This window comes from Bacillus sp. 17RED48, from assembly GCF_019837545.1.
Lineage (GTDB): Bacteria > Bacillota > Bacilli > Bacillales > Bacillaceae_G > Bacillus_A > Bacillus_A wiedmannii.
On sequence record NZ_JADAXG010000006.1, the window covers coordinates 134,770 to 156,321 of the forward strand.

At 35.4% G+C, this 21,552-nt stretch carries 14 protein-coding genes and 1 pseudogene; 9 read left to right on the top strand and 6 right to left on the bottom strand.

Annotation, left to right across the window (positions count from 1 at the left end; genetic code table 11):
* Positions 1-57 precede the first annotated feature (57 nt).
* The 5 genes from ILT06_RS22135 (at position 58) to ILT06_RS22155 (ending at position 3,891) form a co-directional block, all read left to right on the top strand.
* Entirely contained in the window at positions 58-495 is a 438-nt protein-coding gene (locus tag ILT06_RS22135; RefSeq protein WP_000414871.1) for a YwiB family protein, read from the top strand.
* Positions 495-2,165, top strand: coding sequence for an arginine--tRNA ligase (gene argS / locus ILT06_RS22140; RefSeq protein WP_222655555.1), 1,671 nt, complete (start codon positions 495-497; stop codon positions 2,163-2,165). Before ILT06_RS22135 ends, argS begins: the two co-directional genes overlap by 1 nt.
* Positions 2,166-2,407: 242 nt before the next feature.
* On the top strand, positions 2,408-2,935 hold the full coding sequence (locus tag ILT06_RS22145; RefSeq protein ID WP_064476081.1) for an RNA polymerase sigma factor: 528 nt from the start codon (positions 2,408-2,410) through the stop codon (positions 2,933-2,935).
* Positions 2,922-3,236 carry a hypothetical protein gene (locus ILT06_RS22150; RefSeq protein ID WP_064476082.1) on the top strand — a complete coding sequence of 105 codons (315 nt, stop codon included), beginning with the start codon at positions 2,922-2,924 and terminating at the stop codon, positions 3,234-3,236. Before ILT06_RS22145 ends, ILT06_RS22150 begins: the two co-directional genes overlap by 14 nt.
* Positions 3,220-3,891 (top strand): ABA4-like family protein, encoded by a 672-nt coding sequence (locus ILT06_RS22155; protein WP_064476083.1) that lies wholly within the window; start codon positions 3,220-3,222, stop codon positions 3,889-3,891. Before ILT06_RS22150 ends, ILT06_RS22155 begins: the two co-directional genes overlap by 17 nt.
* Before the next feature lie 177 nt (positions 3,892-4,068).
* Here the strand turns inward: ILT06_RS22155 and ILT06_RS22160 are convergent, their stop codons facing one another.
* The 4 genes from ILT06_RS22160 to map form a co-directional block, all read right to left on the bottom strand.
* The gene (locus ILT06_RS22160; RefSeq protein WP_000738235.1) at positions 4,069-4,443 is read right to left on the bottom strand and encodes a hypothetical protein; all 375 of its coding nucleotides are present in this window, start codon (positions 4,441-4,443) and stop codon (positions 4,069-4,071) included.
* Between the two features lie 147 nt (positions 4,444-4,590).
* A complete protein-coding gene (locus tag ILT06_RS22165; RefSeq protein WP_064476084.1) occupies positions 4,591-5,991 on the bottom strand; it encodes a M28 family metallopeptidase in 1,401 nt (466 codons plus the stop codon).
* Positions 5,992-6,479: 488 nt separating this feature from the next.
* Positions 6,480-15,896 carry a SpaA isopeptide-forming pilin-related protein gene (locus ILT06_RS22170; RefSeq protein WP_222655556.1) on the bottom strand — a complete coding sequence of 3,139 codons (9,417 nt, stop codon included), beginning with the start codon at positions 15,894-15,896 and terminating at the stop codon, positions 6,480-6,482.
* 779 nt (positions 15,897-16,675) lie between these two features.
* Positions 16,676-17,470, bottom strand: a complete 795-nt coding sequence (gene map / locus ILT06_RS22175; RefSeq protein WP_002096176.1) for a type I methionyl aminopeptidase — start codon at positions 17,468-17,470, stop codon at positions 16,676-16,678.
* Positions 17,471-17,627: 157 nt separating this feature from the next.
* On the opposite strand from map, the gene ILT06_RS22180 reads away from it, so the two are divergent.
* Genes ILT06_RS22180 through ILT06_RS22195 form a run of 4 tightly spaced genes read left to right on the top strand, consistent with a single transcriptional unit; the run spans position 17,628 to position 20,985 of the window.
* Positions 17,628-18,530 (top strand): ABC transporter ATP-binding protein, encoded by a 903-nt coding sequence (locus tag ILT06_RS22180; RefSeq protein ID WP_098101714.1) that lies wholly within the window; start codon positions 17,628-17,630, stop codon positions 18,528-18,530.
* A complete protein-coding gene (locus ILT06_RS22185) occupies positions 18,527-19,261 on the top strand; it encodes an ABC transporter permease (protein ID WP_064476087.1) in 735 nt (244 codons plus the stop codon). The genes ILT06_RS22180 and ILT06_RS22185 overlap by 4 nt, the downstream gene beginning before the upstream one ends.
* Positions 19,262-20,386, top strand: coding sequence for a sensor histidine kinase (locus tag ILT06_RS22190; RefSeq protein ID WP_064476088.1), 1,125 nt, complete (start codon positions 19,262-19,264; stop codon positions 20,384-20,386). It abuts the gene before it with no gap.
* Complete coding sequence (locus ILT06_RS22195) at positions 20,383-20,985, top strand: response regulator transcription factor (RefSeq protein ID WP_098101712.1); 603 nt, start codon at positions 20,383-20,385, stop codon at positions 20,983-20,985. Before ILT06_RS22190 ends, ILT06_RS22195 begins: the two co-directional genes overlap by 4 nt.
* A 12-nt stretch (positions 20,986-20,997) precedes the next feature.
* Here the strand turns inward: ILT06_RS22195 and ILT06_RS32940 are convergent.
* Positions 20,998-21,315 (bottom strand): annotated as a pseudogene (locus ILT06_RS32940) (bacillolysin).
* 56 nt (positions 21,316-21,371) lie between these two features.
* On the bottom strand, positions 21,372-21,542 hold the full coding sequence (locus ILT06_RS32945) for a hypothetical protein (RefSeq protein WP_306461235.1): 171 nt from the start codon (positions 21,540-21,542) through the stop codon (positions 21,372-21,374).
* Positions 21,543-21,552 lie beyond the last annotated feature (10 nt).

Below are 21,552 nucleotides of genomic sequence, written 5' to 3' on the forward strand. Positions count from 1 at the left end.
AAGTGATTTATTATAAGTAGTATTTAATATCTATAACATTTGAAAGGTGTGCAAGACGTGGAGAAACAACTTGCAGGCTTGCCGGTACACGTTCATTTCGTAACAGAAATCCGTGAAGGGGCGAGGAAGGAAACCGTTGCTTTTGAAGCAAATGGTCAATACTATGTAAAAGGTCAAGGTACATATGTAACATTCCAAGAGCCGAACGAACAGGGCGAAGTGAAAACAATTATTAAAATTCAAGGTGAACAAGTTCTCATTATGCGTTCAGGTGCTGTTTCAATGCGTCAAACGCATGTGAAAGGTGAATGGACAACTGGTACGTATACGAGTGAACTTGGTACGTTTGCATTGCAAACGAAAACTGATAACGTTCTTTTTAAATGGTCGGATGAAAAGAAAAAAGGACAACTCTTCTTAACGTACGCATTGCTTCTAAGTGAACAAGAAGCTGGCAGATATACAATTACACTTAATTTGAAGGAGGCAAAATAATGAATTCTTTAGAACAAGTAAAAGGATTAATTAAAGAAGAAATTCAAGCTGCTGTATTAAAGGCAGAATTAGCGACAGAAGAACAGATTCCAAACGTTGTATTAGAATCTCCAAAAGATAAAACAAATGGTGACTTCTCTACAAATATGGCAATGCAACTTGCACGTGTTGCGAAAAAAGCACCTCGTATGATTGCAGAAGAATTAGTTGCAAACTTCGATAAAGCAAAAGCTTCTATTGAAAAAATTGAAATCGCAGGACCTGGTTTCATTAACTTCTACATGGATAATAGCTATTTAATAGACTTAATCCCAACAATCGTTAACGCTGGCGAAGCTTACGGTGAAACGAATACTGGTAAAGGTGAAAAAGTACAAATTGAGTTCGTATCTGCGAATCCAACAGGTGACCTTCACTTAGGACATGCACGTGGTGCGGCAGTAGGTGACACTTTATGTAACGTATTAGCAAAAGCAGGATACGATGTATCTCGTGAATACTACATTAATGACGCTGGTAACCAAATTCATAACTTAGCTCTTTCTGTTGAAGCTCGTTACATGCAAGCTTTAGGCCTAGAGAAAGAAATGCCAGAAGACGGATACCATGGTGCGGACATCATTGGAATCGGTAAGCGTTTAGCTGAAGAGTTTGGCGATCGTTATGCAAAAGCTGATGCTGAAGAAAGCTATGAGTTCTATCGTTCATACGGTTTAAAATATGAGTTAGCAAAACTTCAAAAAGACTTAGAAAGCTTCCGTGTTAAATTCGATGTATGGTTCTCAGAAACATCATTATATAAAAACGGAAAAATCGATGCTGCACTTGCAGTATTAAAAGAGCGTGACGAGATCTTTGAAGAAGGCGGTGCAACTTGGTTCCGTTCTATGACTTACGGTGACGACAAAAACCGTGTATTAATTAAAAACGACGGTTCTTACACATACTTAACGCCAGATATCGCTTACCACCGTGATAAATTAGAGCGTGGTTTCGATAAGTTAATCAACATTTGGGGTGCTGATCACCACGGTTACATTCCTCGTATGAAAGCTGCTATTCAAGCACTTGGTTACGATAAAGAAACACTTGAAGTAGAAATCATCCAAATGGTACAACTGTACCAAAATGGTGAAAAAATGAAGATGAGTAAGCGTACAGGTAAAGCAGTTACACTTCGTGAGCTTATGGAAGAAGTAGGCGTGGACGCAATGCGTTACTTCTTCGCAATGCGTAGCGGTGATTCTCATTTAGACTTTGATATGGACTTAGCCGTATCAAAATCTAATGAAAATCCAGTATACTATGCACAGTATGCTCATGCTCGCGTATGCAGTATCCTTCGTCAAGGTGAAGAGTTAGGATTAGCTGCAGGCGGAGACGTGAATTACAAGCTTGTTACTTCGGAGAAAGAAGTAGAGTTACTGAAAAAACTTGGTGAATTCCCAGCTGTAGTTGCGGATGCAGCACAAAAACGTCTGCCACACCGCATTACAAGCTATGCATTTGAATTAGCAGCAGCATTACACAGCTTCTACAATGCAGAAAAAGTATTAAACCAAGATAACTTAGAATTAAGTAAAGCTCGCTATGAGTTAATGAAAGCAGTACGCACTACACTTCAAAATGCATTAGCAATCGTAGGAGTATCTGCACCAGAAAAAATGTAATAAAGAAAAGCGGAAGCGACTCGTTCAGAATAGGAGGGGGATGGAGCTCCTGACAGAGAGGCGTACTTTACCTCGGAGGAAGGCGCGAAGCCACCGAGTATTCTAGCCGATTTTTCGTTTTCAGTAAAAGGCAATCACACGATGTTGTGATTGCCTTTTTGTATGGAGATAATAAAAAAATAAAATTTTATCAAACAAAGGGAGAAATTGCGTCGTCTTATATAAATGACAGGAGGTTTAAGATGGAAGAAAAGGTAGAAGAATTAATTGATATATATAAGCAGCAAATATATTCCTTATGCTATAAATTAGCGAAAACGAAAGAAGATGCAGAAGATATTTTTCAAGAGACTTGGATAAAAGTTTTTTCCTCTAGGCACCAACTTTCTTGTGTGGAAAATTATAAAAAATGGATTACTACAATTTGTGTTCGTACATTTTATGACTTTTATCGTAAGAAGAAAAGGTGGAAAGATCGCGTATTGGATTTATTTCATAAAGAGGATGGGAGAGAAATAGATTTCGCAGATGAAGTGAATATATCAGAAGAATTTATTCAAAAAGTGGAAGTGGAAATGATACGGGAAGTTATACAGCTATTGAATGAAAAATATAAAACCGTGCTCGTACTCTACTATTATGAACAATACTCTTATAAAGAAATGAGCGAAATATTAAATATACCGATTGGTACGGTGAAATACCGCCTTAATTATGCGAAGAAGCAAATGCGGGAACATTTGGAGGGGTTCGTTTATGACAGAAGATAAGTTTGATCAGAAGATAAGGAGCAGCTTAGCTGAAGACACGATTCCAAGCGAAGAGCTGATAAATAATACGAAACAGAGCGTACGAAATGCTCGAAAATTAGAGAAGAGATGGGTTATTTGTATTCATGTTATTTGGATTATTTTATTAACAGTTGTTATGGAGCAGTTTGTCACTCATTTGAATCATAAAGTCCCTATGTTGATAGCAAGTGTGATTATGATGCATCTATACGTTCCTATATATGTTGTCATACAGTCATTTTTAAAGAAGGAGTATAAATTACATGATAGAGTTCGCTAATCCATTTGTAGTATTTGAGATAGCTGGGATTACAATGCTTTTGACTTTTATAGCACTTTTAGTATGTGTAGCATCATGGGTGTATACAGATGCGAAAACGCGTGGAATAAGTAAGTGGTGGAGTGTTATAGCGATTGTATTGCCATTTTTTATTGGAGTTTTGTTATATATGATAAGAAGAAGTACCAAGAAAATAGAAGGACAACATACGATGAAGGCTATGAAAAAACAAAAGATAACATTAGTTGTCATATTTGCAAGTGCGATGTTTGTATTACTGAGCGGCTTTGCTTTCGTTCAAACGTTAGATGATATGTGGAGAGCTGGTGATATATATTTAGAAAATGAGAAGAAAGGGGAGACCAGTTACGAGGCAAAATTTTCATCATGGGATATCGCTGGGAAAGATATTGAACTTGAGTATGCAAAAGATACAGAAGTAACATTTTCTTATGAGACAGATGCAAAACGTGGGAGTTTATGTTTTAGCTTGTATGAAAGGCAAGGAGAAGGTATAAGAGAATTAAAAGAGATCTGTGAATCGAAAAAAGGTACTTTCAAAGCTACATTAAAAGCAAATGAAAAGTATGTATTTAATATAAGTGGTTTAATGGTGAAAGATGGTTTTGTAAAAGTGAATTGGGAAATAAAATAAAGGGCCTTGAGAAAGGCCCTTTATTTTATCCCGCTTTAATGGGCAGTAAGACCCCCACCTCAAAATTTAGCGAAAGCAAAGAATTTAGGTGGGGGATCAACTGCCCATAAAAGTCCGATTGGTTCAACTAATAATCAGTGGGGGATGAAGAAAACCCCCACTGATTAAAGTTTCACTTTATTGGATTGTATACGTAACGGAAAAGCTAACAGGACTATAGTAAACGAAAGGTGCATGAAATTGAACATACATATTTCCATCTGTTTTTGCAGTGAAAATTCGGCCGTAACCATCAGAATAGCGTCCAATAAGGTTATGATTTGAGTCATAAACACTGTAACTAGGAGTTTTACTGTTAGGTTGAATTGTTAGTTCCTGTCCTTTTTGAAGGAAAATAGGTTCTTGTTCAGAACTACTTCCAGTTTGCAAAGAATAAAATTTTGTAAAGCTTTGTTCTTGAGTGGCAGCAGCGACTTTTGTTTCAGGAATAAAAGCGGTAGCGCCAGTAATTCCTGCTAAAGTTAAAGCACTGGCTAAAATCATTTTTTTCATAGTAGAAAAGGCCTCCTTATTAGTTGTAATCATTTTTATTACACTTAATATTGTATAGGATAATGAGCAGGAGGAAATATGCTTTTATGCATATATATATTTTCTCAATAAAAGACCACTGATAAAAATCAGTGGTCTTTTAAATGATTAAGCAGCTTTCTGTTCAGTTTGAGCAACAGATTTTTGAAGTGTATTATAAACTCCTGTCCCGATAACTTCTAATGCCATTTTCATACGTTCAGGCGAAATGTTTTCTAACACATTATCTTGAGGCGTATGGTATACCTTCTCAATATGATAGATTAATGGATTCCAACTATCGACACCCATCCAAATAAATAGGGCGGCAGGAATACCAACTTCAGCAAATGGTACGTGATCACTAGAGCCGAATTTACCTTGTAGTATGAGGTCATTATTTAATTGTTTACCTGCTTGTAAGGCTGCGTCTGTTACAAGGTTTGGAGAACCGTTAGGGGTCATAGCATATAAATTCTTTGCTTTATCGTAATTTGTTGCAACCATGTCTGCGTTAAAGACACCTAAAATTCGATCGCGTTCTTTTTGGGATAGACTATTAACGTAATAATCGGAGCCAAGTAAGCCAGTCTCTTCAGAACCGAAAGCAATAAAACGAATTTCTTTATCAGTTTCTACATTTTGAAAAGCACGAGCCAGTTCTAATACTAACCCTGTACCAGAAGCATTATCGTTTGCTCCAGGTGCTCCAACGACACTATCATAGTGCGAACTTACAACGACAGCTTTTTCATTACCTGTGCTGTTTTTTGGTTTCTTTTTAGCGATGACATTAAGTGATGTTAAGCTAGATTCATGTCTCGCTTTTAGAGAAAGAAGAGTGGTCCCTTTTTTAGTGATTTCCTCTTTAAATGCATTTCCTTGCGCATAAGCAAGACCAAAGACAGGGATAGACTGCTTTTTCGTTAGGCGGGGATTGAAGGTTTGTCCATAATTTCCACGTCCGCCAATTAAACTGTATAAAAGGACACCTTTTGCTCCTTTGCTAACAGCATTTTCAACTTGTTTATTATAGTCTGCGACTGTTATTCCTCTTTCAAACAGAACAATTTTTCCGTTTACTTCATTTGGGATATCCTCTAATTTTGTTCCACCTTGAACAAAGATAAGAGGAGCTGTAACAGCTTCTGTAGAAATTAGTGCGTTAGGGGCAGCGCCGACTTGCCAATTACGTTTTGTGGATAATGGTGATTCAATAAATCCAACGTATTGATCCGGCACTTGAAATGGTTGATATTCTACTTCATAGCCCATTGATTTAAGCTGCATACCAACGTAGCGAGAAGCCCATTCTTCTGATTTCGTCCCACCAGGGCGAGGACCAATTGTTTCGGATAAGAAACGGATGTGTTCGATGGCGCGGCTTGCATCAACTTGTTTTGTGATAGGTGAAGTCTGTGTGATTTCTGACGTGGAATCAGCTTTGGCTTGTCCAATTGGAGCTAAGCTAACAGCGAGTGATACAGCAAGCAAAGAGCTTACTATTTTTTGTTTCAAAGATTTTTTCATTTTTTCCTCTCCTATTCTTCTATTCTCTCTGACTGACAAAAGAAGACGGATAATGACTTTATTTTATCTTTATCTTCTTTATTTTTCAATATTCTGACATCGATAAATAAAAAACTCTATATGCATATTTGCATATTTTTGACGGAGATATGTATGCTATCATTTTAAATGAAGGTTCGCTTTCTGATTGGAAAGCTCCTACATTGCATGAATCTAGTGTACCCAAACTTTAGATTATGTAGAGAAAAGAATCCTATAGGGTTTCTTTTCTCATGTTTGAATCATGTGATGATAAATATGTTTCCGCATTTCATACTTATTATCAGTGATATATGTAAGGCATCCATATGAAAATACGAGGCTGTTCAAAGGTTTTCCGTACTTTTGGGCAGCCTCACCCCGTTAAAAGGACGATACTCTATGTATCGTCCTTTTTTGCATAAAAAAACACCTAATCAAATGTTCATTTGATTAGGTGTGAAAAACTATTAATAATATTTTTTTCGTTTTGTAGCTAAAATACTTAACAAACCAGCTAGTAGAAGTAAGATGCCTACTGTTTGAGTAGGATCATTTTTGTGACCTGTATTTGGAAGTTCTTTACCCTTATTTCGGTCATCTTGCTGTTTGTTTATTTGTGTTTCAGGGTTTTCTTTTTCTAGTTCTTCAGAAGTTCCTTTACCATGTGTGTCAGGATTTCCTTTTTCTAGTTCTTCGGAAGTTTCTTTACCATGTGTGTCAGGATTTCCTTTTTCTAGTTCTTCAGAAGTTTCTTTACCTGTTTCCTCTTCTTTATTAGGAGGAGTAATCGGTTTATCATCTCCACCTGATGAAGAATCGATTTTTTTATTTGAAACTGTAATTTGTAGTGGTGTAGCTTGAGCTTTTTCAATTGTAAAGTTTATTGGTGATGCATTTAATTGATAGCCTGTAGGAGCCTTTGTTTCCACTAATTGATAATTACCAGGTTTCAAATCATTTACGATTAATTTACCATGCCCGTCTGTTTGTAGACCTTCTCGTACTACTTTTCCGTCGTGATCTAAAATATTGAAAATGGCACCTTCAAGTGTTCCATGGTGATCAATATCAATTTTAGTTAACTCCATTGAACCTGTTGTTAAACTATTTAAAGCTGTAACAGAAGTAACTTGAGATTGTCCTTTCGTAATTGTGAAAGGAATTGGCTTAGCACTTAAATCGTATCCAGTAGGGGCTTTCGTTTCAATAAACTGATAGTCCCCAGGACGTAAATCAGAAACAGAAATTTTTCCATCTTTATCAGTAGTTAAATTAGAACGAACGTCGTGCCCGTTCATATCGACGATTTTAAATACTGCATCTTTAAGGACCGAACCGTCAACGTCATCCACTTTAGAAAGTTCAACCGCGCCTTTCGTTAAGCTATTCGTAGCAGTAACGGAAGCGATTTTTTCTTGTCCTTTTTTAACTGTGAACTTAATAGGTGTTTCGTTTAAGTCATAGTGATTAGGAGCCTTTGTTTCGATAAACTCATAGTCTCCTGGTGGTAATTCATCCACAACTAAACGGCCGTTTTTATCAGTAGTTAAATCAGTACGGACGTCGTGTCCATCCTTATTAACAATTTTAAATACTGCACCTTCAAGTGTTGTGTTTTCTTCAATGTCGTCAACTTTAATTAACTCCACACTACCTTTCGTTAAGCTGTTAGTAGCTGTAACGAAGACATGTTTTGTTTGACTTCTTTCAATTGTGAACTTAATTGGATCTTCATTTAATTCATAATGTTTCGGAGCTTTCGTTTCAATAAATTGATAGTCTCCAGGTTGTAAGTCTTTAGCGATGATTTTTCCGTCTTTATTGGTAACTAAATTCGTACGAATGTCGTTACCGTTCATATCAGTAATTTTAAATACCGCACCTTCCAGCGTTTCTTTCGCATCTAAAGAGTCAACTTTCGTTAATTCCACGCCACCCTTAGTTAAGCCATTTTTAGCAGTAACAGAAATATGAGTTGGCTGGCTTTTCTCGATAGTGAAAGGAATCGGCTTTTTATTTAAATCATAATCTTTTGGAGCTTTCGTTTCAACGAATTGATAATCTCCTGGACGTAAATTAAAAGCAGAAACTGTCCCGTCTTTATCAGTAGTTAAATCCGTGCGAACAACTTTACCTTTCGCATCAATGATGTTAAATACCGCATCAGAAAGTTTTGTGTCTGGATTTATATCATCAACTTTAATTAACTCTACCGCACCTTCAATTAAGCTGTTAGTGGCAGTGACTTGTAGCTTCTCTGCTTGGCTTTTATTAATTGTAAATTTAAGCGGTGTACTGTCTAATTTATAATGTTCAGGAGCTTTCGTTTCAATAAACTGATAGTCCCCTGGACGTAAATCAGGAACAGAGATTTTTCCATGTACATCTGTTGTAAGCTCAGTGCGAATGTCATTACCATTCATATCAGTAATTTTAAATATCGCATCTTTAAGAGCGGTACCATCAACATCATCCACTTTAGAAAGCTCCACAGTGCCTTTCGTTAAGCTATTTGTAGCTGTAACAGAGATAGGCTCAGCTTGGCTCTTTGTGATTGTGAATGGAATTGGCTCTTTGTTTAAATCGTAGTGTTTCGGAGCCGTTGTTTCGATGAATTGATAATCACCCGGACGTAAGTCAGAAACGTTAATTTTACCTCTTGAATTTGTAGTAAGCTTCTCGCGAATTACAGTACCCTTCATATCAACAATGTTAAATACTGCGCCTTCAAGAGTAGTACCATCGACGTCGTCCACTTTAGTAAGGTCCACGCCGCCTTTTGTTAAACTATTTTTCATAGTAATAGTAGCAATATCTTTCTGGCTTTTTTCAACTGTAACTACAATTGGCTTTTTGTCTAAATCATAATGTTTAGGAGCCGTTGTTTCGACAAATTGATACGTACCAGGACGTAAGTTTTCAACAATGATTTTTCCTTCACTGTTCGTTTTTAAATCCGTTTTAAGTACTTTCCCGTTTTGATCTAGTAAATTAAACACAGCATCGGCAAGTTTTGTTTGATCGTTTAAATCATCAACTTTAATTAATTCGATACTACCTTGTTTTAAACTATTTTTAGCAGTTAAAGAAATAGTTTTTTTCTGTCCTTTTTCAATAGTGAAATTGATTGGTGTTTCATCTAAAACGTAATGCTTAGGAGCTTTCGTTTCGATGAATTGGTAATCACCAGGACGTAGGTCGTTAATTTCGATCTTCCCTTTACCATTTGTAACAAGGCCTTTATGAATTACAGTACCCTTCATATCAACAATGTTAAATACTGCGCCTTCAAGTTTAGTGTCATCGATGTCATCTACTTTAGAAAGTTCCACTGCACCTTTTGTTAGAGCGTTTTTAGCCGTAACGTGAAGAGTTTCAGTTTGGCTTTTCTTAATTGTAAATTCAATCGGTGTTTTATCTAAATCGTAATGTTCAGGAGCAATTGTTTCAACGAATTGATACGTACCAGGACGTAGATTTTCAACAACAATTTTACCTTCATCATTTGTTTTTAAGCCTTCTTCAACTAGCTCTCCGTCTGCATCTAATAAATTAAATACGGCGTTAGCAAGTTTTGTATTTATATCAATATCGTCAATCTTTGTTAGTTCAACGCTACCTTTTTTCAAAGCATTTTTACCTGTAACATTGATCTCTTTCGTTTGACTTCTTTCAATTGTAAATGGAATTTGTGTTTCTTCTAATACATAGTGCTCAGGAGCTTTTGTTTCAATGAACTGATAGTCTCCAGGGCGTAAATCAGAAACGGAAATTTTTCCATTTTTATCTGTAACAAGATTCGTATGAACTTCCTTACCGTCCATATCAACAATCTTAAAGATTGCACCTTCGAGCATCGTACGATCGATGTCATCGATTTTTGTTAATGTTACTGCACCTTTCTTTAAACTGTTAGTAGCAGTAACAGTAATATTCTCTTTTTGACTTTTTTCGATAGTGAACGGAATAGGCTCTTTGCTTAAGGTATAGTCTTTTGGAGCTTTTACTTCAACAAATTGATAGTCTCCAGGACGTAAATCAGAAGCAGTAATTTTACCGTTTTTATCAGTCGTTAAACCTTTGCGAATTACCTTTTTAGTATCATGAGCGTCAACGATTATAAATTCTGCACCTTCAAGAGTAGTGCCATCAACATCATCAACTTTTGTTAAAGTGACGCCACCTGTAAGTAAACTGTTTTTTACAGTAACAGGGATAGGAAGATCTTCCTTACTACCTTTTTTAATTGTGAACTTAATAGGTGTTTGATCTAATTTATAATGTTCAGGAGCTTTCACTTCAATAAATTGATAATCACCTGGTGCTAAATCAGGGATGACTAATACTCCGTGTGCATCTGTTGTTAAATCTTTCATAATTTCTTTGCCAGTTGCGTCTTGTAATGTGAATACAGCGCCAGCAAGAGCTTTCGCGCTCTCCAGGTCATCTTCTTTAATTAATTTGACCTTTCCTTTCGTCAAACTATTTTTGAAAGTAATAGGGATGAGTTTTTGTTGACTCTTTTCAATCGTAAATTCGATTGGCTCTTCATTTACATCGTAATAAGTAGGAGCCTTCGTCTCGATTAGCTTATAATTACCCGGACGTAAGTCTTGTACTACTAATTTACCGTCTTTATCAGTAGTAAGTTCCGTACGAACATCCTCACCTTTGTCATTAACAATTTTAAATACTGCACCTTCAAGGGTTTCCTTAGCATTTACAGAATCAACTTTTGTTAATTCAATACCGCCTTTTATTAAGCTATTAGTAGCTGTAACGTTAATAGCAGTCGATTGGCTCTCCTTAATTGTAAATTCAATCGGTGTTTTATTTAAGGTATAATGCTCAGGAGCTTTCATTTCGATAAATTTATAGTTACCTGGACGTAAACCAGTAGCAATAATTTTACCTTCCTGATTCGTAACTAATTCTGTACGGACATCTTCATTTTTGTTATTAACAATTTTGAATACGGCACCTATAAGTGCAGTGCCATCAGTATCATCGAGTTTTGTTAGTTCAACATCGCCTGGTAATAGACCATTTTCAGCTGTAATAACAATCGGTGTTTTTTGACCTTTCTCAATTGTAAATTCAATTGGTGTTGATCGCAGTTCATAATGTTCAGGAGCTTTCGTTTCAATAAATTTGTATTTGCCTGGACGTAAGTCAGAAGCTTTAACAGTTCCGTTTGTATCGGTAGTTAATTCTGTACGAACGTCTTCGTTCTTATCATTCACGATTTTGAACATAGCTCCAGCAAGAAGAGTCTTTTTATCAAATTCGTCGACTTTTAATAGCTCAACAGCACCTGTTGTTAAACTGTTTTTTGCAGTAATTGAGATAATGCTTGTTTGACTTTTCTCAATTGTAAACGGAATTGGTTCTTTATTTAAGTCATAGTATTTAGGTGGTGTTGTTTCAATAAATTGATAATCACCAGGATCTAAATCTTTAACGGTCAAAGTTCCATCTTTTTCTGTTTTTAAGTTTGTACGGACATCTTCATTTTTGTCGTTAACAATTTTGAATACCGCACCTTCAAGGGTAGTGCCATCAATATCATCCACTTTTGTTAACGTAACGCCACCTTTAATTAAAGCGTTTTTTGCTGTAATAGAAGCGGCTGTAGTTTGGCTTTTTTCTATTTCAAATAGAATAGGCGTTTTGTCTAATTCATAATGCTCAGGAGCTTTTGTTTCGACAAACTGGTATTTACCCGGACGTAAATCTTTTGCTTCTATTTGTCCATGTTCATTTGTTGTTAATTTCTCATATCCAGGAATATTTTTTCCGTTGCGATCCTGAACAGTAAACTCTGCCCCTGCTAAAGTTTTATTATAATTATCCACTTTTGTTAAAAGAGCAGATCCTTTAGTTAAAATATTTGTCGCAGTTCGGTTTACTACTGTTGTTTGATCTTCAGAGATAGTAAACGTAATAAGTTTACTATCTAATTGATAATGCTCAGGAGCCTTCGTTTCTTGTAAGTAGTAAGTTCCTGGTTTTAGTTTATCTATAATAATTTGTCCGTTATTATTTGTTGTTAATTCTTCATGTTCTGGAATTACTTTTTTGTCTTTATCTAGTAGTGTGAAAACGGCGCCTTGTAGTGTTGCGTTTTTGTTCAGGTCATCAGATTTTGTTAAAACTACTTTCCCGACAAACTTCTTATTTGCAAGTTTATATGTTGTAGTCTCTTGTGTACCAAGTTCAACAATTTTCCCTTGTTTTAAATCCCAGCTAATTACATAGCCTTCAGGAGCCTTTGTTTCTTTTAATAAATATTTATCGCGTTTTAAATTATTAAATTTAGCGATACCGTCTTTGTCTGTTGTAATTTTACGGATAACAGTTTTACCTGTACGATCGTATAAAGTAAATTCTGTCCCAGCTAATAGTACGTTCTTATTGTCGTTATCTACCTTTATAATTTCAAGGTTTCCACGACCTTTGGTAGCAGATCCTCCGCCTGAACCAGAAGACATTCTCACTTCAATCGTTTCAGTAGTTTCTGTGTTTTTAACTGTCAACTTATTGCCTGTGATTTTCGCTTTATTACTTACTTTCTCTTTATCGTCTGCATTAATAAGTGAGCGATATTCTAAAATATAAGCTCGATCAATTTTTTTCAAGAAGGCAATTTCGAAATGTTGCTTTCCAGTATTATTGTCTGTTGTTATTTTGAGTTTATAGTCTGTTCCTTCTTTTAATTCGTTTACTGTATCTTTTGTTAAATTTCCATATGGATCAACAGTTGTAGGATATAAGTGGAATGAATCTTCTACAATTACCTGATTTTCGGTTGGGTCATCTGTTACAACCGCATCTGCAATGGTTGATTGGCTTTCGTTAATTGCGATACTCCAATTAATATAGTTGTCGTCTTGCACAGCTTTTTTAGTAACGAAGCTGCCACCTTTATTTACTTGAGTGTCACCTGTAAGGGTGTTAACAATTTTAGAGCCATCTTTTAAATCTGCCTCGTTTTTGTAGGTGCCTTGGATAAGTTCACCATCAAGGCTTGTTTTAAAGATAATATAGTAAGGTGAATTAATTGATTGTTTGAAATGAACCTTTAGGGTGTTTTTATTTTTCTCTGTAGGTTCTTCAAGTTCATATTTCTCAGTTGGTACAGCATTACCAGGTTGTGCATTATCAGGATTTCCATTTAAAATCATATCGCGCACTTCAATGGATCCAGGAACTAACTTTTGTTTATCTTGTATTACGTCTATAACATAAGGATCTTTAATCTCAACATTATTATAGTTAAAGCCTATTATCCAAGTAATTTCCTTCGTTTGGGCGTTATAAGAACCGTATTTATAACCATTTGCCTTTGTGAAAGTATCAGGATCGAAATTAGCTTCAACTTTATTTGATTGTGGCTTAGAATCCGTATCTATCCAAGATAGGTTACCTGTATTTTTAAATGAAGTTTTACCACTTTCTAGCTTTGTATAATCAAAGTCTGTCGTATATTTTACGACTAGTGTCTTTGTCATATTAGACTGATATGTACCTATAAGAGTAATTTTGAAGCCTTTATCTGTTGCATCTAAAACATAGTCAGTCCCAGCTTGAAGGGTATAATTTCCGTCTTTAATTTCTAGTTTTTTATCTTTTAATTGTAATCCACCATGATCAAAGGTGTCCGTAATGATCGCGTTGTTTAATGGATAGTTGTTATTATTTACTATAATTGTCCAAGTTGTTGTTTTGTCTTTATAATTTGTTTCAGCTTTATTATTAGATTTAATAATATTTTGCTGCTTGAAGCTAGCTTCATTTTCTTTACTTGAATCATTATCAGCTGTAACTTTATTTTTTACTTTTCCATCTTCTATAACTTTATTAGTTGGCTTGGTTTTATAGGTAATCACATAAGCACTATTAATATCATCATTAAACTGTAAATCGAATCCATTCTTCTTGTTACTTACAGTGTAATTATTAACAGCGTCTCCTGTTACAAGCGTTCCCTTTTCATTATATGAAGCGTTTTTCACAACAATAGAATTTGCATCTAGTTCGTGTGTATCGTCAAAAATATCTTTTAAAATCGCATCTGCTTTTTTGATTTCTCTTTGATCACCATTGTAAGTAATTGTCCACTCAATTGTTTGCGTTTTTGGATCATATTTACTTGTTTTATTTAAGTGTGTACCACGAGAAACCGTTACAGTAGAGCTTGCGTTTTGTTGCTTTTGATTATCACTCGTTATCGTAACGTTATTTCGGAAACTTTTAATATTTTCATCAGTAATTTTTGTGGCATATTCGATTTGATATGCTCTATTGATAGAATCTTTAAAAGCAATCTCCAATTTGGATCCATCTGATGAAATAATATTGTAATCTGTTGGCTCAGCTTCTGTACCACGCGTTACATTCCCATTAACATCAACTTCTAAATAATAAACTTTAATAGAATCTTTATTTAAGCTTGTACCTTGTGGGATGTTATCTTTAAAAACAGCATTTTTAAGGGTGTCTTTCGTTTTGTTCATCTCTACTTTCCAATTAATTTCATTTGTATTAATTGGTCTATCAGGTAACCCTTTTTTATTCGTAGCTGTTTGTACATTAGGCTTAAAGTCAACTGTAATAGAAACATCCTTATCTTTAATTGGGAAAGGAATTTCTTGTGTTGTTGTACCTTTAATTTCAGCTTTATTAAATTCTGTCTTTAATTGTAGGTTACCAGCAACATCTGGATGCTCTTCAACATAATCGTTGAATGTCATCGTGACTTTTCCGTCTTTTGTAACAGTAAAATTACCAATTTGATTGTTTTCACTATCATATAAAGGACTGTTAATTGTATTGTAAATCTTAAAATGTTTAGGAAGATCAAAGATATAGTAATCTCCGCTTTTCACATTCATTGATTTTAAAAGCTCCCATGTAAATTCAATATTGGCAGGGGAATCTGTACTTGGACGGTTATCCTCTGTAAATGGTTTTCCGTCTTTATCCGTCAACTTTACACCGGTTAAAATGTTTGTTGTTATTTGCTTTGGACCTGAATTTGTATTTTCAGCAGGGTCGCTTGCTAGCTTTCGTTCTGGATTGTCAGTAGCAATTTTAGCTGCTGGGTTTTGTTCTGGATTATCAGTAACAGGTTTAGTTGCTGTGCTTTGTTCCGGATTATCAGTAACAGGTTTAGTTGCTGTGTTTTGTTCCGGATTGTCAGTAACAGGTTTAGTTGCTGTGTTTTGTTCCGGATTATCAGTAACAGGCTTAGTTGCTGGATCTTGCTCCGGATTGTCAGTAACAGGTTTAGCTACTGGATCTTGCGTTTGTTTATTAGTATCCTGTTTGGTGCCATCTTCTTTAGAGTCTTCTACCTGAACAGGAACTGATATAGGCTGAACCATTGTTCCTAAAGGAAAAGCGATTTGAACTGATTTTTCTCCAGTTTTTAAAGTTGAGTTAAACACGGTATCAACTTTAATTTTTCCTTTAGCGTCTTTCAAATTTTCTACTTGATCATTAAATATTAATTTTAATTTATTATCTTTAGCTGTTATAAAATATTGACCAATATTTTTTTGATCTGTTACTAAATCCCCTTGCAAATCTTTAGATACTTTTAATGCAAGTGGTATTTGAACTACTGCTGTATCATTTGCATGTGCAACTTGTTGATCCTTTATTGACCAAGCGTATTCTAATTGAATGGTTGATCCTATCTTTATTAAGTTGGTAGGATTTTTTGCTTCGTCAATAATATGATTCGTTGCATCTTTCATTTCAACAGTGTCAAATAAGGAATCTCCTGTTAAGGTTTCCGCTTTTACTTGATTGTATGGAAAACTAGCAAGTTGCGAAAATAGTACGAATACAATTAAACATACATTGAAAAGTTTTTTCATTTTTCCTCCTCTGAACATTCATTTGTCCATTGGGGACTTATTCCACATGAACAAATGGAATATTAAAAGTATTTGTTATAAGCTATTTGTTTTTGCTATCCCTCCGTTTCTATACGCGTTCTCAGACAAACTGGATTATGTTCAAAGTAATATTATTTAACGTAAAACAAAATGTATATTTACACAGTTATTTGGAAATATACACAATTCGACAAAAAATGTCGAAAAAAATACTGATATAAAGAATGATATCAGACCTTTATATGTGAGATAGTTTTCATGTATATCTAGTAAAAAAGAATGGTTATAAAGGTAAGTTTTACGATACATACTAACCAAGGTAGTGTATCCCCTTGTGAAGGCTTATTTTTGCCTTAAAGTTATGTGGAAATAAAAATCTAGATAGGGTTGTTTTTGGTCAGAATGAAGACAATATGTACTTTGAAAATAGTCATCTATTTTGTCTAAAGAGAGTTGTACGATTAGTGGACCGAAGTTGAAAGACGATAGTTTCTTACATTGTTAGAGGAATATAAGAATTACAGAATATTCGACTAATCCGTTACTACGGTCATTTTTGATACTGTTTAAACAATAAAAAAGAAGGTGTTTTCCTCCTTAGCTACAATATCTTTTTAGTAAAGATAAGCTGAAGTAACCTTCGCTAAAGATTATATACTTAAATGTTAAAGAGTTCAACAGCAGTTTAACAAATATTTTCCAAAAATTAAAAATGACCGTTTTAGTAGAAAAATTCTAAAAAACGGTCATTTTTAATTTTATATTTCTGTTAAGATTATCGGCTCGCCGCGCGTTACGACAACTGTATGTTCACATTGTGCAACAAGGCTTTTATCAGGTGTAACGAATGTCCAACCATCATCGCCACGTTCGATAATGTGATCAGCTTTCATAGAAATGAATGGTTCTACAGCGATAACAAGACCGTCTTTTAGAAGCGCATTATCCATTGGGTCAAAGTAGCTTAAAATGTGGTTTGGTGCTTCGTGTAAGCTAAGACCAATACCGTGACCAGTTAAGTTTTGAATCACATTATATCCATTTTTATGTGCAAAGTTTGAAACAGCACGACCAATTTGGTTTTGTTTGGAACCAGCTTTCACCTTTTTCATTGCTGCCCAAAATGCATCAACCGCTGCTTGGCAAAGCTTTTCTTTTGCTTCATCTTCTCCAAGTACAAATGAAATACCTGTATCTGCATAATAGCCATCAAGTGCAGCAGATACGTCGACATTTACTAAATCGCCTTCTTTTAATACGCGATCTCCTGGAATACCGTGAGCAACTTCTTCGTTTACACTAATACAAGTTACACCTGGGAAATCATATTCTTTTTCAGGTGCAGAAATAGCACCATGCTCATCTAATACTTTTTTACCGATCAAATCAAGCTCTTTCGTTGTCATACCTGGCTTCGCTTCTTTTTTCATTTCTTCACGTGCAAGTGCAACGATGCGGCCGATTTTTCGTAAGCCTTCTAAATCTTGTTCATTACGAATAATCATGAAAACCACTGTCCTTCCTCGAATATATATCTTACCCGATTGTATCATGTTTATTTTCGTCCTGCTACTCGCTTGCGGTATGTAGGTTGATTCCTCTCATAAGGAATACATGACAATTGTCATATCGATGTCATGACGCATCATACTGTTTCCTAAGTTTTCCAACACATACAATGTAAATATAAGAAACAGCGGGGGTGGAGAGATGGAAAAGATTATAGAAGTAAATGGTGTTTCTAAAACATTTAAATATAAAAAGGCAGTAAATAACGTCTCATTTTATGTGAATAAAGGAGAAATTGTAGCACTACTTGGACCGAATGGTGCAGGGAAAACGACGACGATGTCGATGATGCTTGGATTAAAGGATCCGACGGAAGGAACTGTTTCTATATTTGGAAAGAGTCCCAAGCATAGAGATGTTCGTAATAGCCTCGGTGCGATGCTACAAGAAGTAAGTGTGATTGATAGTATTACAGTAGAAGAGGCAATTGAGTTATTCCGTAGTTATTATACGAATCCGGTAGCGAAAGAAACGTTGCTACAGTTATCAAATTTAAAATCGGAGCGAAAGCAAAGATGTGAGAAATTATCAGGTGGGCAAAAAAGAAGGTTAAACTTTGCACTTGCACTTGCAGGAAATCCTGATTTGTTATTTTTAGATGAGCCGACAGTTGGAATGGATATTACGTCTCGAAGAACGTTTTGGGAAACAATTCGAAAGTTAGCAAGTGAAGGAAAAACAATTATCTTAACAACGCACTATTTAGAAGAAGCGGATGCATTGGCGAATCGCATTTTATTATTTGCGAATGGAAAGATTATCGCAGATGGTACACCAGATGAGATGAAGGCGACGATTTCGCGAAAAACAATCAAGTTTTATTCCAAGGAAAGTATTCCTGCAAAATTACTAAAAGAATTACCAAACGTAACAGAAGTACAGTCAAACGCAGGGCACTTCACTTTAACAACTGAAGATACAGATGCAACTTTAAAAGCGATTTATCAAAAGAACTTACCTGTAACAGATGTTTCAGTTGAACGTGGAAGTCTTGATGAAGCATTTGAACAGTTTGTCGCAAATCAGGAGGAGGGAATCGCATGAGAGCTTTATGGATGCAATGCAAAATAGAAATTTTACGTACGTTTCGTAATAAATTGTTTATCTTTTTCTCATTACTAATGCCAGTTATGTTTTACTACATTTTCACAAATGTTATCCAAGTGCCACAAAACGGAGATGCTTGGAAAGCGCATTATTTAATCTCAATGGCGACATTTAGTATTGTAGGGACGGCACTTTTTAGTTTCGGTGTAAGGATTTCTCAGGAAAAGGGGCAAGGGTGGACACATTTGTTAAAAATTACACCACTTCCAGAGGGGGCATATATAACAGCCAAAATCATCGCTCAAACTGTAGTGAATGCTTTTTCAATCTTAGTTATCTTTATCGCAGGAATATTAATTAATCATGTCGAGTTAACAGTAGGACAATGGGTTGGCGCTGGATTATGGTTGTTGTTAGGTGTAACACCATTTTTAGCGTTAGGAACAGTAATAGGTTCTATTAAAAAGGCAGATGCAGCAGCGGGTTTAGCGAATATTTTAAATATGAGTCTAGCTGTGATTGGCGGGCTATGGATGCCAATTGAAGTATTCCCAAAAATATTAAGAACGATTGGTGAATGGACACCAACATATCACTTCGGGAGCGGTGCATGGGATATTGTAGCTGGGAAATCAGTTGGTTGGGAAAATATCGCGGTATTAGGAGGTTATTTCCTTATATTTGTTGTAGTATCAATATATATAAGAAAAAGACAGGAAGCGGTATAAATGATAGAGAAGAAGAGGATTGAGATTTTTCCGAAACATATGGGTTTCTTCCCGTATATGTGGCTTGTGTATCTAGCATTCCCAATTTATGCACTTGTACAAGAGGAAGGTTCGAGGTTAATGTTTGGGGCTGGTATGCTAATACTGTTTATACTAGCATATCGGCAGTTGTATTTTGTTACAAAAATGTTTGCAATGTGGGCTTGTATGCAAATGATTATTGCTTTAGTATTTAGTTTTTTCTATAGCCCGTATCTTATTTTTTTATGCTTCTTTACATCAAACGCCATAGCGTTCGCACCGACGAAAAAAATATTTCGTATATTATTGGGCCTATTAGTTGTAACGCTTATAACATTTGTATATGGTGCGGGTTTTTCATTTACAAGCTTTATAAATACTGTCCCGATGCTTATTTTGATGCTTGTTGCGCCTTTTGGTATGCGTAATTTTAATCAAAAAAAGATATTAAGAAATCAATTAAACGAAGCAAACGAGCAAATTAAAGACTTAGTAAAACGTGAAGAACGGCAGCGGATTGCAAGAGATCTTCATGATACGTTAGGGCATACGTTATCACTCATTACTTTAAAAAGTCAGCTCGTGGAAAAGTTAATTGTAAAAAATCCGGAGCGTGCAAGTGTGGAAGCAAAGGAAATTACACAAACATCTCGTACCGCTTTAAAGCAGTTAAGGGAATTAATTTCTGATATGCGTATGATTACAGTGGAAGAAGAGCTTGAGCAAATAAAAGCGATCTTACAAGCTGCTACTATTGAATTAGCAATAAAACAAGAAACGAATGCAAGTTCGTTATCACCCATTGAACAAAATATTTTAGGAATGTGTTTACGTGAGGCTGTGACAAATGTTGTAAAGCATAGTCAGGCGACGCGTTGTACAGTTTCTGTACTAGAATCACAAGGTGAATTAATTTTGACAGTAGAAGATAATGGAATTGGTTTAGCGGATCAAAACCATGATGGAAATGGCATTCGTGGTATGAAAGAGCGCATCGCTCTTATTGATGGGTTTGTTGAACTGGGCACAATCAATCCAGGGACACTATTAATAGTAAAAGTACCAGTTGTCATTAGAACAGGAAAAGATGAGGTGAGGGCATGATTCGAATTATTATTGCAGAAGATCAGCGGATGCTTCGTGGTGCATTAGGGGCCCTACTTGATCTAGAAGATGATATTGAAGTAATTGGACAAGCTGCCAATGGGGAAGAAGCGTTAAAACTAATTGAATCGCTACAACCTGATGTAAGCATTATGGATATTGAAATGCCAATTCAAACCGGATTAGATGTTGCGGAAACGTTACAGAAAGAAAAATCAGCATGCAAAGTAATGATTTTAACAACATTTGCACGCCCTGGATATTTTGAACGAGCAATGAAAGCTGGCGTGCACGGATATTTATTAAAAGATAGCCCAAGTGAAGATTTAGCTGCATCGATTCGTAATGTAATGAAAGGAAAGCGAGAGATCTCTCAAGATTTAATGTTCGGCTTATGGCAGGAGCAAAATCCGTTATCAGATCGTGAAAAAGAAGTATTGCTACTTGCGAAAGAAGGAAAGACGGCAAATGAAATTGCGAAGGCACTTTATCTTTCGCCTGGTACAGTACGTAATTATATTTCTGAAGTATTAACGAAGCTAGATGCGAAAAATAGAATTGAGGCAATTACAATTGCGGAAGAAAAGGGATGGATATGAAAAGAAGTTTACCTATGAGTGGTAAACTTCTTTTTTCTTATAAACAACGGTTTCGTTAGAGAATTCTGTCTCAGTCGCATCGCTCGGAATTTAAAGTATATCGCGTAATTTAGATTTTACTTCATTTTTCGACAAAAAATTTGTTATAGTAAGATTAGGTTGTTGGTCTAAACTTTGGACAACTTTACCACTAACAGTTGTAATTACTCCATTTTTATCTACTTTTACAATAAGATCTTGGCCATATACTTTATAATTTTTGTAAGTTTGTGCAAGGCGAACTTCGGTTTGATTTTCTTTTGTTTTTTTATTTGTAGGTTGAAAATCAATATTTTTTTCAGTTGTAACTTGCTCTTGTTGAGCTTTAGCCCCGTTTACCTCACCTTTTAAATATTTTTAGCAATATTCTCTTTCGAATCACTTTGAGGTTCTGTTAATTTTCCAATTGTTAAACCAGGCTGAGCAATTTCAACTTTTACTTCATTTCTGTCTAATTCTTGGGTGTGAATAGCTTCTGCAGATAAAGGATAAAGAAGACCGAATGTAAAGAAAAGCACGGGCAAGTTT

Excerpts from the sequence above, each read along its gene's own strand:
- argS (WP_222655555.1), top strand. The coding sequence starts at position 495 with ATGAATTCTTTAGAACAAGTAAAAGGATTAATTAAAGAAGAAATTCAA.
- ILT06_RS22145 (WP_064476081.1), top strand. The coding sequence starts at position 2,408 with ATGGAAGAAAAGGTAGAAGAATTAATTGATATATATAAGCAGCAAATA.
- ILT06_RS22185 (WP_064476087.1), top strand. The coding sequence starts at position 18,527 with ATGAGAGCTTTATGGATGCAATGCAAAATAGAAATTTTACGTACGTTT.
- ILT06_RS22170 (WP_222655556.1), bottom strand. The coding sequence starts at position 15,896 with ATGAAAAAACTTTTCAATGTATGTTTAATTGTATTCGTACTATTTTCG.
- ILT06_RS22190 (WP_064476088.1), top strand. The coding sequence starts at position 19,262 with ATGATAGAGAAGAAGAGGATTGAGATTTTTCCGAAACATATGGGTTTC.
- ILT06_RS22195 (WP_098101712.1), top strand. The coding sequence starts at position 20,383 with ATGATTCGAATTATTATTGCAGAAGATCAGCGGATGCTTCGTGGTGCA.
- ILT06_RS22180 (WP_098101714.1), top strand. The coding sequence starts at position 17,628 with ATGGAAAAGATTATAGAAGTAAATGGTGTTTCTAAAACATTTAAATAT.
- ILT06_RS22155 (WP_064476083.1), top strand. The coding sequence starts at position 3,220 with ATGATAGAGTTCGCTAATCCATTTGTAGTATTTGAGATAGCTGGGATT.
- ILT06_RS22165 (WP_064476084.1), bottom strand. The coding sequence starts at position 5,991 with ATGAAAAAATCTTTGAAACAAAAAATAGTAAGCTCTTTGCTTGCTGTA.
- ILT06_RS22160 (WP_000738235.1), bottom strand. The coding sequence starts at position 4,443 with ATGAAAAAAATGATTTTAGCCAGTGCTTTAACTTTAGCAGGAATTACT.
- map (WP_002096176.1), bottom strand. The coding sequence starts at position 17,470 with ATGATACAATCGGGTAAGATATATATTCGAGGAAGGACAGTGGTTTTC.
- ILT06_RS22150 (WP_064476082.1), top strand. The coding sequence starts at position 2,922 with ATGACAGAAGATAAGTTTGATCAGAAGATAAGGAGCAGCTTAGCTGAA.